This window comes from Thauera linaloolentis 47Lol = DSM 12138 (assembly GCF_000310205.1).
GTDB lineage: Bacteria > Pseudomonadota > Gammaproteobacteria > Burkholderiales > Rhodocyclaceae > Thauera > Thauera linaloolentis.
This window is the reverse complement of the sequence record NZ_AMXE01000098.1, coordinates 1-12051: the sequence shown is the minus strand read 5'-3', so window position 1 is coordinate 12051 and position 12051 is coordinate 1. Positions and strand designations below refer to the sequence as shown.

The 12051-nt window shown below is 69.0% G+C and carries 13 protein-coding genes; 6 read left to right on the top strand and 7 right to left on the bottom strand.

Annotation, left to right across the window (positions count from 1 at the left end; genetic code table 11):
• The 3 genes from C666_RS16935 to lexA form a co-directional block, all read right to left on the bottom strand.
• Positions 1–498 (bottom strand): Y-family DNA polymerase (locus C666_RS16935; RefSeq protein ID WP_004344483.1); only part of this gene is annotated, 498 nt, incomplete at its 3' end.
• Between the two features lie 6 nt (positions 499–504).
• Positions 505–1197 (bottom strand): translesion DNA synthesis-associated protein ImuA, encoded by a 693-nt coding sequence (imuA, locus tag C666_RS16930; protein WP_004344481.1) that lies wholly within the window; start codon positions 1195–1197, stop codon positions 505–507.
• A 43-nt stretch (positions 1198–1240) separates the two neighbouring features.
• Complete coding sequence (gene lexA, locus C666_RS16925) at positions 1241–1849, bottom strand: transcriptional repressor LexA (protein WP_004344479.1); 609 nt, start codon at positions 1847–1849, stop codon at positions 1241–1243.
• 420 nt (positions 1850–2269) lie between these two features.
• Between lexA and C666_RS16920 the strand changes: the two genes are divergently transcribed.
• The 3 genes from C666_RS16920 (at position 2270) to C666_RS16910 (ending at position 5370) form a co-directional block, all read left to right on the top strand.
• Positions 2270–2752, top strand: a complete 483-nt coding sequence (locus tag C666_RS16920; RefSeq protein ID WP_028792288.1) for a peroxiredoxin — start codon at positions 2270–2272, stop codon at positions 2750–2752.
• The gene (locus tag C666_RS16915; RefSeq protein ID WP_004344475.1) at positions 2742–3227 is read left to right on the top strand and encodes an FKBP-type peptidyl-prolyl cis-trans isomerase; all 486 of its coding nucleotides are present in this window, start codon (positions 2742–2744) and stop codon (positions 3225–3227) included. The genes C666_RS16920 and C666_RS16915 overlap by 11 nt, the downstream gene beginning before the upstream one ends.
• Before the next feature lie 139 nt (positions 3228–3366).
• On the top strand, positions 3367–5370 hold the full coding sequence (locus tag C666_RS16910; protein WP_245603936.1) for an ABC transporter ATP-binding protein: 2004 nt from the start codon (positions 3367–3369) through the stop codon (positions 5368–5370).
• A gap of 121 nt (positions 5371–5491) precedes the next feature.
• Here C666_RS16910 and C666_RS16905 read toward each other — a convergent pair whose 3' ends face one another.
• Together C666_RS16905 and gloB are read right to left on the bottom strand one after the other, a co-directional pair.
• A complete protein-coding gene (locus C666_RS16905) occupies positions 5492–6943 on the bottom strand; it encodes a transglycosylase SLT domain-containing protein (RefSeq protein ID WP_004344470.1) in 1452 nt (483 codons plus the stop codon).
• Positions 6944–7016: 73 nt separating this feature from the next.
• Positions 7017–7790: a hydroxyacylglutathione hydrolase gene (gloB, locus tag C666_RS16900; RefSeq protein ID WP_004344468.1), complete on the bottom strand. Its 774-nt coding sequence runs from the start codon at positions 7788–7790 to the stop codon at positions 7017–7019.
• 27 nt (positions 7791–7817) lie between these two features.
• Here gloB and C666_RS16895 point away from each other — a divergent pair, with 27 nt between their 5' ends.
• The 3 genes from C666_RS16895 to dnaQ are packed head-to-tail and all read left to right on the top strand — an operon-like array spanning position 7818 to position 9782.
• Positions 7818–8546 (top strand): class I SAM-dependent methyltransferase, encoded by a 729-nt coding sequence (locus C666_RS16895; RefSeq protein ID WP_028792290.1) that lies wholly within the window; start codon positions 7818–7820, stop codon positions 8544–8546.
• Complete coding sequence (gene rnhA / locus C666_RS16890) at positions 8547–9005, top strand: ribonuclease HI (protein WP_004344463.1); 459 nt, start codon at positions 8547–8549, stop codon at positions 9003–9005.
• Positions 9006–9059: 54 nt separating this feature from the next.
• Positions 9060–9782 (top strand): DNA polymerase III subunit epsilon, encoded by a 723-nt coding sequence (dnaQ, locus tag C666_RS16885; RefSeq protein ID WP_004344460.1) that lies wholly within the window; start codon positions 9060–9062, stop codon positions 9780–9782.
• 1 nt (position 9783) lies between these two features.
• On the opposite strand, the gene C666_RS16880 is transcribed toward dnaQ, so the two are convergent.
• Positions 9784–10554, bottom strand: a complete 771-nt coding sequence (locus C666_RS16880) for a spermine/spermidine synthase domain-containing protein (RefSeq protein WP_004344458.1) — start codon at positions 10552–10554, stop codon at positions 9784–9786.
• A 7-nt stretch (positions 10555–10561) separates the two neighbouring features.
• Positions 10562–12051, bottom strand: a 1490-nt coding sequence (mutS, locus tag C666_RS16875; RefSeq protein ID WP_004344456.1) for a DNA mismatch repair protein MutS, incomplete at its 5' end; no start/stop codon positions are given.

Here is a 12051-nt window from a genome sequence, read left to right as displayed (position 1 = left end):
GTCCAGCGCCTGGTGCCAGTCGCCGCCGGGGGCCGGGGCCTGCCCGCAGGCCGCGAACCAGCCTGCGGCCTGCGGGGTCGGGGCGCAGGCGATGCGGGCCGCGATCCCGAGCCGGGCGAGGCCGTCCAGCACCTGCTTTCCGATCGCGTCCATGCCGCCGAACAGGCGCAGGCTGGCGCCGATTTCGAGCAGCACGGCGTCGGGCGGCGCCAGGCTGATGCGGGGCGTGAAGCGCCCGGCCCAGCAGGCAAGCTCGGCCAGCAGGGCGTTTTCGCGTCCGGCCTGGCGCGGCTGCAGCTGCAGGGCGGGGGCCATGGCTTGCGCCGCCGACAGGGCCTGGCCGGCGAACACCCCCTGGGCGCGGGCGGCTGCATTGGCGGCCAGTATGCGGGCACGCCGGCCGGTGTCGACCACGCCGATCGGCGTGCCGGCGTCGGCCAGCCCCCGGGTGAAGACCTGCAGCGGCAGTTCCGGAACATGGATGGCGAGCCACAGCATGGCGCATCAGCCGACGAGGGCGAGATGCCGTGCGCCATTCCGGCCTGGTGCCGCCGTAGAGGCATCGGCCGCCCCTGCCGCCGCGTCGCCATTCCAGTTCAGGTGGACCGGCCGGGTGGCGGGCGGGCCGCGCCGCTTGAGGATGTCGATGCGGAGGCCGCCGGCCGTGGGCGCCAGGGCCAGGCGCAAGGGGGCGGGCGAGGCGTGGCGGGCCATGCCACGTTCCCGGAACAGGAACAGCGGCGTGGCGCTTTCCTCGGCGGCCAGTTGCAGGCGGCGCAGCGCCGCCGTGTCCGGTCGCGACGGCCAGGCCAGCACCAGGGCGCACGCGCCGCTGGCGGTGGCCTGGCGGGTGGCCCACAGGGTTTCCGCCGCGGTGGCGGGCTGGACCAGCAGCAGGCGCTGCAGCGGCACGCCGGCCGCGGCCAGCGCCGGTGCATAGGGCAGCAGCGGCGGTGCGATGCAGGCGATCCAGCGTTCGGCGCGGGCGCTTCGCATCAGCGGCAGCAGCAGGGATAGCTCGCCCACGCCGGGGTGTTCGGCCAGCAGTTCGATCAGTGCGCCGGCCGGCCAGCCGCCGCCGGGCAGTTCCGCATCGAGCGCCGGAAAGCCGGTGGGCAGGGTGTTTCCAGGCGGGCGCGCCAGGTGCGAGCCCTGCCAGACGAGGCCGGCGGGCAGGTTTTCGAGGGCCTGGGCCATGGTGGGCTCGGCGCGATTCTGTGCGTGCGGGGCGGGAACGGGCTCAGTGATCCTTGCGGATCAGGCCGACCATGATGCCCTCGATGGTCAGCGGGTCGCGCCGGGTGTCGACGACGATGGGCGTGAAATCGGGGTTGGCGGGCAGCAGCTCGACCAGCGGCCCCTTGCGCTGCAGCGTCTTGACGGTGACCTCGTCTTCCAGCCGGGCGACGACGATCTGGCCGTTGCGCGCCTCGGGGCTGCGATGCACGGCGATCAGGTCGCCGTCGAGGATGCCGGCGTCGCGCATGCTCATGCCGCGCACACGCAGCAGGTAGTCGGCGCGTGGCGAAAACAGCGCGGGGTCGAGCTGGAAGCGGGTTTCGACGTGTTCCGCGGCCAGGATCGGGCTGCCGGCGGCGACGCGGCCGACCAGCGGCAGCCCCAGCGCTTCGGCCAGCCGGATGCCGCGCGCCCGGCCTTCCTCGAGCAGGATCGCGCCTTTGGCGGCGAGCGCGCGCAGATGGGTTTCGGCGGCGTTGGGCGAGCGGAAGCCGAAGGCGCTGCAGACTTCGGCGCGGGTGGGCGGACGGCCCTCGGCTTCGAGGGTGCTGCGGATGAAATCGAGTATTTCCTGCTGACGGGCAGTGAGGTTTTCGCTGCGGGCACTCATGGCGGCCTCCTTGGACAGGCTGTAATTTTAAACAGTTGCCGGCGAACGGCAAGCCTCGCCCGCAGGTCCAGGGAACGTTTGCCGGGCCGCGTCCCGGAGGCCGTGCTGCGGCGCGGGGTGCGGCAGTGCGGGGGAGGGGGGCGCGCGCCTGTGCGGACAGGGAGGCACGGATCGTGGAAGACATCACGGCGCCTGCCGTGCAATGTGCGATGATGCGGTGCGCCTTGAGCGTACCGCGCTTCTGGGCTATTGCTTCAGCCAGGCGGCCGTTGCCGGCATCCGGGCGGCCGCCGGAGCAGACAGCACAGAAAGCAGAAAGGGAGGAGTGAAACCATGTTCGTCCAGCCCCAACCCCAGCCCAGGCCCGGTAGAGTTCGTCGGGGGTCTCGGCTAGAATCCGCCTCACGTCAGGGAGAACCCATGCTGCAAAGCGGAGATACCGCCCCCCCGTTTTCGCTGCCCGATGCAGATATGGAAATCTTCGATCTCGCGTCGATGGCGGGCAAGCACCATGTGGTTCTCTACTTCTACCCCCGCGACCGGACGCCGGGCTGCACATTGCAGGCGGCCGATTTCAGCGATCACGAGGATGATTTCGCCCGCCATGGCTGTATCGTGGTCGGCGTGAGCCCCGACGATTGCCTGACGCATGCCGAATTCCGCGACGAGGAAGGCCTGTCGATCCGCCTGCTGTCGGATACCGACAAGGAGGTCTGCCGGTTGTATGGCGTGTGGCAGCAGAAGGAAGTCGACGGCGTGAAGAAGATGGGCGTGCGGCGGTCGACCTTCATCATCGACAAGCAGGGCACGATCCGCCATGCGTTCCATGACGTAGCCCCCCGTGGTCACGCAGCCGCGGTTTTTGAATTGGTCAAGAAACTGGAAGCCGACAATGCAGAATGAAATCGCAAAGAATAGCGTCGTGACGCTCAACTACACCGTCCGCGACACGGACGGCGCCGTCATCGACGATGGCCAGCACCCGCTGGTGTATCTGCATGGCGGATACGATGGCATCTTTCCGGTGCTGGAAGAAACCCTGCACGGCAAGAAAGTCGGCGAGACCTTCCAGATCAAGCTGCAGCCCGAAGACGCCTTCGGCGACTACGACGAGGAACTGATCCTGGTCGAGGATGCCAAGCTGTTCCCCGACAACATCGAGGTCGGCATGAGCTTCGAGCGTGTGTCCGACGATGGCGAGGAAGAACTGATCTACCGCGTCACCGACATCGCCGAAGGCAAGGTCGTGGTCGATGGCAACCACCCGCTCGCCGGCGTCGCGCTGGTGTTCGAGGTCACGGTCGCCGAAGTGCGCGCCGCGACCGCCGAAGAAGTCTCCCATGGCCACGTCCACGGTGCAGGCGGACATCACCACTGATCGGGCGCGGGCCGCGAAAGCGGCCTTTTTTCCGCCTGTTCCCGACGCCTGACTTCCTGCTCCATCGATGAATCCGTCTGCGCCAGCCGTGGCCTCGGGCGGCGGTGCCGCTCTGCCGCCGCCGCGTCTTTCCCCGCCGTTGTTGTCCGTGTCCGGCCTCGGTGTGGTCATCGACCGTGGCCCGGTCGAGGTGCGCCCGGTCGATGGCGTGGACCTGACGATCGCCGAGGGCGAAACCTTCGCCCTGCTCGGCGAGTCGGGCTGCGGCAAATCGATGACCGCGCTCGCGCTGACGCGGCTGCTGCCGGACAGTGGCCGTATCGAGCGTGGTGAGGTCCGCCTGCACGGCGAAGACCTGCTGCGCCTGCCGGAGTCGGCGATGCGCAGCGTGCGCGGCGGGCGCATCGGCATGATCTTCCAGGAGCCTTCGACCAGCCTGAACCCGGTGATGACGGTTGGCGCGCAGATCGTCGAGGCCCTGGCGCGGCATGGCACGGGCGGGGCGCGGGCGGAGGAGGAGGCCTGTCGCCTGCTCGAAGCGGTCGGCATCTCCGATCCGGCGCGGCGCCTGCGTGACTTCCCGTTCCAGTTCTCCGGCGGCATGAAGCAGCGCGTGATGATCGCGATGGCGCTCGCCGGGCAGCCGCAGCTGCTGGTCGCCGACGAGCCGACGACGGCGCTCGACGTGACGATCCAGGCCCAGGTGCTGGATTTGCTGGCGAAGATCCAGGCCGAGCGCGGCATGGGCATGCTGCTGATCACGCATGACCTCGGCGTGGTGGCGCGCATGGCGCACCGCGTGGGTGTGATGTATGCCGGCGAACTGGTCGAGACCGGGCCGCGCGAGGCTTTTTTCCGTGCGCCGCTGCACCCGTACGCGCGCAAGCTGTTCGCCGCGCTACCCGGGGCCGGGCGGCGCGGTGCGCCGCTGGATGCGCCCAATGGCGCGGTGCCGGCGCTCGACCGGGACTTTCCCGGTTGTCGCTTTGCCGAGCGCTGCGCGCTGGCTTTCGACCGCTGCGACGACGAGGCGCCCGTCTGGCACCGCATCGGCGATCAGGCCGTGCGCTGCCATCTGTACGAGGGGGTGACGACGCTGCACCCGCAGCCCGCGGGCATGCCGGCCGAGGCGGTGACGCAGCGGACGCGCGGCGCCGCGCCGGTGCTGGAGGTGAAGGGTCTGAGTGTCCACTTTCCGGTGCGCAAGGGCTTGCTGCGGCGGACGGTCGGGCATGTCCGCGCGGTCGATGGCGTCAGCCTCAGCCTCGTGCCGGGGCGCACGCTGGCGCTGGTCGGCGAATCCGGCTGCGGCAAGACCACGGTCGGCAAGGCGGCGCTGAAGCTGATCGAGCCGACCGCCGGCGAGCTTTTCCTGGATGGAGAGAACATCAGCGCCTATCGCGGGGAAGCCCTGCGGGGCATGCGCCGCGTGGTGCAGATGGTGTTCCAGGATCCTTTCGCCTCGCTCAACCCGCGCATGCGCGTCGGCGACATCATCGAGGAAGGGATGGTCAGCCTTGGCGTCGAGCCCGATCCGCGTGCCCGCCGGGCGCGTATCGACGAACTGCTCGAACGCGTCGGCCTGTCCGCCGACATGCGCTGGCGCCATCCGCATGAGTTTTCCGGTGGCCAGCGCCAGCGCATCGCCATGGCGCGTGCGTTGGCGGTGTCGCCGCGGGTGATCGTGTGCGACGAGCCTACGAGCGCGCTCGACGTCTCGGTGCAGGCGCAATTGCTGAACCTGATGCGCGAACTGCAGGCCGAGCGCGGCCTGGCCTATCTGTTCATCACCCACAACCTGGCGGTGGTCGAGTATCTCGCCGACGAAGTGGCGGTGATGTACCTGGGGCGCATCGTCGAGCAGGGGCCGGTCGGCAAGGTCCTGCGCGCGCCGGCGCACCCCTACACGCGCGCCCTGCTCGCCGCCGTGCCGCGAATCGGCGGCGAACAGGCGGTGGTGGCGGCAGAGGAGGGGGCGGTGGCCGCGAGCGACCTGCCTTCGCCGCTGAATCCGCCGGCCGGCTGTCATTTCCACCCGCGCTGCGCGCATGCGACCGACGTGTGCCGGGTCAGCTATCCGCCCGTGGCCGAATTCGGCCAGGGCCATCGTTTCCGCTGCCATTGGCCGCGCCTGGGGGATTGAGCCGGAAACCGTTGGCACTGCAGGTGCCGTAAGAGCGGCTGAAGCCGCGATGGAGCTGGATATCCCCAAGCGCTGTTTTCGCGGCTGAAGCCGCTCCTATGAAAAACTGAAGCGCCTACGCCTACTGTGCCTTGGCCTTGGCGGCGGGTTTGCTTGCCTGCTTCGGCGCCGCCGGCTTGGCGGTGGTCTTCCCGACGCTCTTGGCCTTGCTGGTTTGGGGCGCCTTTTTTGCGGCGGGTTTGGAGGTCTTCTTGGGGGCTGCTTTCGGTGCCGCTTTTTTTGCGCCCGGCTTCGCCGGTGCCGCGGCCTTTTTCGATCCGCTCGTCGCGCGCACGGCTGCAGAGGCCTTGAGCCCGCCTCCCGAGCCGCCGATCCGCAGGCCTTGCTGGCGCGCCGCGGCGGCGGCGAAGGGCAGCATGCCGCTGACCTGCAAGGCGCCGTCGGGGTCGATGCCGATGGGGACCAGCAGAGTGTGCCCCGCGCTCACCGTGTTGCCGGAGAGGCCGTTGACCTGGCGCAATTCGGAAACGGTCAGGTCGTGCCGGGCGGCGATCTGGTCGAGCCGTTCACCACGTTCGACGGTGTGCAGGCTCCAGCCCTTGCCGCTGCGCTGCAATTCGTCCAGCCCTTCGCGCAACTGGCGCGCGCGGTCGGTGGGGACGATGAAGGCCTGGCCGGGCATCGTCGTGACCGGGCGGTTGAAGCCGGGGTTCAGCGCGAGGAATTCTTCGAGCGGCATGCCCGACAGCGTCGCGGCGGTGGCCAGGTCCACGCCCACCGGCGCGTCGACCGAGACGAAGTGCATCTCGTTGGCGACGTAGGGCAGTTCGAAATGGAACAGCTCCGGCTCGGACACGATGTTCTTGATCGCCTGCAGCTTGGGCACGTAGTTGCGCGTCTCGTCCGGCATGCGCAGATGGCTGTATTCCAGCGGCAGGCCTTCGTCGGCGTTGCGCTTCAGCGCCCGCTGCACCGAGCCTTCGCCCCAGTTGTAGGAGGCCAGCGCCAGATGCCAGTCGCCGTGCATCTCGTAGATGTACTGCAGGTAGTCGAGCGCTGCGTTGGTGGAGGCGATGACGTCGCGCCGCTCGTCGATCCAGGCGTCCTGGGTCAGGTTGTAGTGCTTGCCGGTCGAGGGGATGAACTGCCACAGGCCGGAGGCGTGGGCGCGGGAATAGGCAAGTGGGTTGTAGCTGCTCTCGACCATCGGCAGCAGGGCGAGTTCGGTGGGCATGCCCCGGCGTTCGAGTTCGTCGACGATGTAATACAGGTAGCGCCCGCCGCGCGAGAACACCTGCTTCAGGAAGCCCGGCCTGTTCAGGTAGAAGGCCTGCTGGTCGCCGACGCGCTCGCTGTCGAGGTCGGCTATGCCGAAGCCGCGCCGGATGCGGTCCCAGATGTCGTTGGCGTCGCGCGTTAGGTCGAGCGTGAGCACGCGCTCGGGAATGACGACTTCGTCGACTTCGAGTGGAGCGGCGGCGGGTGCCGGCTCCTGGGCATGCGCGGGCCCGGCAACGGCGAATGCCCACAGGCAGGCGGCACCGGCAAGGAGGGCGGCGAAATGTCGGGGCATGATCGTATGACTGCCTTTTGCCGCGGACGATAAAGCGCGCAAGTCTATCGGCCGGCGGGAAGAGGCGTCAATTTCAGAACGTATCCTTCCAGGCGCGCAGCGCGGCGAGGCATTCGGCCGTGTCGCCGGGGCGGGTGCCGGCATGTGCGGCGACCACGTCCCGGATCTGCGCCTGGTTGCCGCGCAGGAAGGGGTTGATCGCCTTTTCCTGCGCGATCGTGCTCGGCAGCGTGGGCCGGTTCGCCGCGCGCAAGGCCTCGCAGCGTGCGGCATAGGCGTCCCGCTCCGGGTTGCGGGGTTCCGCCGCGCGCGCGAAGGCGAGGTTCGACAGCGTGTATTCGTGCGCACAGTAAACGCCGGTGTCGCCGGGCAGCGCGGCGAACTTGGCCATCGCGCTTGCCAGTTGCTGCGCACTGCCCTCGAACAGGCGGCCACAGCCGGCGGAAAACAGCGTGTCGCCGCAGAACAGCGCACGCGGCGGGCCGCCCCGGGTGACGTAGGCGATGTGGCCGGCGGTGTGCGCGGGGATGTCGAGCACGTCGAGGTCGAGATCCAGCGTATCGATGCGCACCGTGTCGCCTTCGGCCACGGGATGGCTGACGCCGTCGATGTGTTCGTTGAACGGCCCGTAGACCGGCACCGCCCCGTGCGCCAGCAAGGCGCCCAGGCCGCCGACGTGGTCGGCGTGGTGGTGGGTGACGAGGATGGCGGCGAGCCGCAGCCCTTCGCACGACAGGTAGTCCAGCACCGGCGCGGCATCGCCCGGATCGACCACGGCCGCATGGCGGCCGTCGCGGATCAGCCAGATGTAGTTATCGCGGAAGGCGGGAAGAGGGATAATGTCCATCCTCTAATTGTGGAAGCCTGATTGCCGATGTCAATGCCCGACCTTTCCGCATGGCTGGATACGCCGCTCGGGCAGTACCTGCTCGACTGGGAGCGTGCCGTGCTGGAGCGCACCGTGGCGGACATCTTCGGCTACAGGGCGGTCCAGATCGGCCTGCCGGGCCTGGACCTGCTGTCCGCCAACCGCATGCCCTTCCGTTTTGCCTGCGCGCGCTCGGGGCCGGCGGCGGTGCTGGCGAACGAGTTCGAACTGCCCTTCGCCACGGCGAGCATCGACCTAGTGCTGATGCCGCACGTGCTGGAGTTTTCCGCCGATCCGCACCGCGTGCTGCGCGAGGTGGAGCGCGTGCTGGTGCCGGAAGGGAGCGTGGTGCTGAGCGGGCTGAATCCGCTCAGCCTGTGGGGCCTGCGGCGGCTGGCGGCGCGCGGCGAAGGCGCCATGCCATGGCGGGGCCAGTACCGGTCGGCGATGCGCATCAAGGACTGGCTGAAACTGCTTGGCTTCGAGGTGCAGACGGTCGAGTCCGGCTGCCATCTGCCGGCCCTGGCCAGCGCCGCCTGGATCGAGCGCCTGCGCTGCATGGATCGCATCGGCGCGCGCTGGTGGCCGCTGCTGGGCGGGACCTATCTGATTCATGGCGTGAAGCGCGTGCAGGGCATGCGTCTGATCACGCCCAAATGGCGCGAACGCAAGGCGTCCGCGAAACGACTCTCCGCCGTTGCCCAGCGCAACGGCGGCACACGGAAAATGCGATAAATGGAAGAAGTGGATATCTACACCGATGGTGCCTGCAGCGGCAATCCGGGGCCGGGCGGCTGGGGCGCGATCCTGCGTTCGGGGGCGCACGAAAAGGAAATCTGGGGCGGCGAGCCTGCGACGACCAACAACCGCATGGAGCTGCTGGCGGTGATCCGCGCGCTCAATGCGCTCACGCGGCCGGTGATGGTGCGGGTGCACACCGACAGCCAGTACGTGCAGAAAGGTATTTCCGAGTGGATACACGGCTGGAAGGCGCGCGGCTGGAAGACGGCGGCGAAGGCGCCGGTGAAGAACGCCGACCTGTGGCGCGCGCTGGATGAGGCGCAGGGGCGGCATCAGGTGAAATGGCTGTGGGTGAAAGGCCATGCCGGCCATGTGGACAACGAGCGCGCGGATGCGCTGGCGCGCCGCGGCGTGGACGCCGTGCGCAAGACCGGGGCGGCGGTCGAGCCCTGATGTGGCCGGCCCTGTCCCCAAGCCATCCGACCGATTCTCAGCAGAGGAAATGACATGAGACAGATCGTGCTCGATACCGAAACCACCGGCCTGGACTGGCGCAACGGTGATCGCGTCATCGAAATCGGCTGCGTGGAGCTGCTCAACCGCAGCCTTACCGGCCGCCACTTCCACGTCTATTTGAACCCCGGACGTGGCATCGACGCCGAGGCGGTGGCGGTGCACGGCATCACCGAGGACTTCCTCGCCGACAAGCCGAAGTTCGCCGACGTCGCCGCGGATTTCGAGGATTTCGTGCGCGATGCCGAACTGGTCATCCATAACGCCAGCTTCGATGTCGGCTTCCTCGATAACGAACTGAGCCTGCAGGGGCGCGGCAAGCTCGATCGCCTGTGCGTGGGCGTCATCGACACGCTCAAGCTCGCCAAGGAGCAGAACCCGGGCAAGAAAGCCTCGCTCGACGCCTTGTGCGACCGCTACGAGATCGACAACGGCCACCGCGAGCTGCACGGCGCGCTGCTGGACGCGGAATTGCTGGCCGAGGTCTACCTGGCGATGACGCGCGGCCAGGAAAGCCTGATCATGTCGCTCGACGACGATGAACCCGCCACCCGCCTCGGCGATGCCGACGGCGTGGCGCGGGTGCGTGTGCCGGTGAAGGTGCTGCGGGCCTGCGAGTCGGAGCTGCAGGCGCACGATGGCGTGCTGGCCGATATCGCCAAGGCCAACAAGGGCTTGTGCCTGTGGCTGCCGCCGGAGGAGCCGGCGGCAGCCTGAGTCACAGATGCAGCACGCCGCCCGGTACGCTGCCGGATTGCTCCAGGCGCGTGATCGTCGGGCCGAGGTCGAGGCCGGTGGCGGCCTTCAGCAGGCGGGCGCGTTCGCGCAGCTCGCCCAGCGGGCGCTCGACCGGCTCGCCGGCGGCGGCGAAGGCGACGACGTTGCCGCTGTCGCATGACGGAAACGCCACCGCGCGATCGTCGAAAGCCTGCAGGATGCGTTCGATGCTGGCCTTGTAGCCGCGAGAGCGGCCGAACAGGTTCACCGCCACCAGGCCTTGCGCGGACAGGCGCGAGCGCAGGGCCTGGTAGAAGGGCAGGGTGTCCAGCACGCCCGCGCGCGCGTTGCGGTCGAAGCCGTCGAGCAGCACGTAGTCGTAGCTGCCATCCTTCTCCAGCACGTATTGCGCGCCGCAGCCGACGTGGATGGAAAAGCGCGCGTCCTCTTCGGGCAGCTTGAAGAACTGGCGTGCGGCGGCGATCACGGTGGGTGCGATCTCGACCACCTTGATCCGCGCCTGCGGGCAGTGGTGATAGACGAACTTGGCCAGCGAGGCGGCGCCGAGGCCGATGATGAGCACTTTCTTCGGCCAGCGGCCGGCGTCGTCGGCGAGGCCGTCGCGCAACAGCAGGCCGGCCATCATCTCGCGCGTGTAGGCGAGTTCCAGCGCATTGGGCTTGCGGATGCGCATCGCACCCTGCACCCAGTCGGAGCCGAAGTGCAGGTAGCGCACGCCGGCTTCTTCGGAAATGTCGATCGGTGTGTTCATGGGCGGATCAGGAGGCCAGGCGCTTGAGCGCGTACAGGCGTTCGAGCGCCTCGCGCGGCGTCAGGGCGTCGGGGTCGATGCCGGCGAGTTCGGTCAGTGCCGGATGGGACAGCGGCTCGGCTTCGGTTTCGGGCATCGTGGCAAAGAGATCGGCCTGCGGCCCGGCGTGGATCTCGCGGTTCTCCAGCACCCTGAGGCGGCGGCGCGCGTCGCGGATCACCGGGGTGGGGATGCCGGCCAGCGCCGCCACCTCGATCCCGTAGCTCTGGCTCGCCGGGCCTTCCTCCAGCGCGTGCAGGAAGACGATGCGGTGGCCGTGCTCGACCGCGTCCAGGTGCACGTTGGCGCATTCTGGGTAGTCGGCGTTGAGCCGGGTCAGTTCGAAGTAATGGGTGGCGAACAGCGTCAGGCTGCGGTTCTTCTCCAGCAACTGGCGCGCGATCGCGGCCGCCAGCGCGAGGCCGTCGAAAGTCGAGGTGCCGCGGCCGATCTCGTCCATCAGCACCAGGCTGTGCTCGGTGGCGCCGTGCAGGATGGCAGCGGCCTCGGTCATCTCGACCATGAAGGTCGAGCGCCCCGAGGCAAGGTCGTCCGAGGCGCCGATGCGGGTGAAGATGGCGTCCAGCGGGCCGAGTTCGGCGGCGTCGGCCGGCACGAAGCTGCCGACGTGGGCCAGCAGGCAGATCAGCGCCACCTGGCGCATGAAGGTCGATTTGCCGCCCATGTTGGGGCCGGTGATCATCAGCATGCGGCGGGTGCTGGCCAGGCGTGCATCGTTGCGGATGAAATCGTCGACCTGGCGCTCGACCACTGGGTGGCGGCCGCCGGCGATGTCCAGGCCGGGCGTGTCGCGGAAACGCGGGCGGACGTAGCCGTAACGCAGTGCGGCTTCGGCGAAGGCGGCGAGGCCGTCGAGCAGCGCCAGCGCGCGCGCGATGCGCTGCAGCGCGGGGATGTGCGCGGCCAGGGCGTCGAGAATGGCTTCGTACAGCAGCTTCTCGCGTGACAGCGCGCGCTCCTGCGCCGACAAGGCCTTGTCCTCGAAGGCCTTCAGCTCCGGGGTGATGTAGCGTTCGGCGTTCTTCAGCGTCTGGCGGCGGCGGTAATCGTCCGGCACCTTGTCGGTATTGGCGCGGCTGACCTCGATGTAGAAGCCATGCACGCGGTTGAACTCGACCTTCAGGTTGGGAATGCCGCTGCGCTCGCGCTCGCGCGCTTCCAGCGCAAGCAGGAACTCGCCGCAGTTGGTCTGGATATTGCGCAACTCGTCCAGCTCGCTGTCGTAGCCGGGGGCGATCACGCCGCCGTCGCGCACCATGGCCGCCGGCTCGGCGGAGATCGCGGCCTGCAGCAGATCGAGCGCATCCGGTGCGATCTCCAACGCACCGCAGATTTCGTGCAGCATCGGCGTGCCGCAGCCGTCCAGCGCGCCGGCCAGCGCCGGCAGCCGGGCGAGGCTGTCGCGCAGCGCGGACAGGTCCCGCGGGCGGGCGCTGC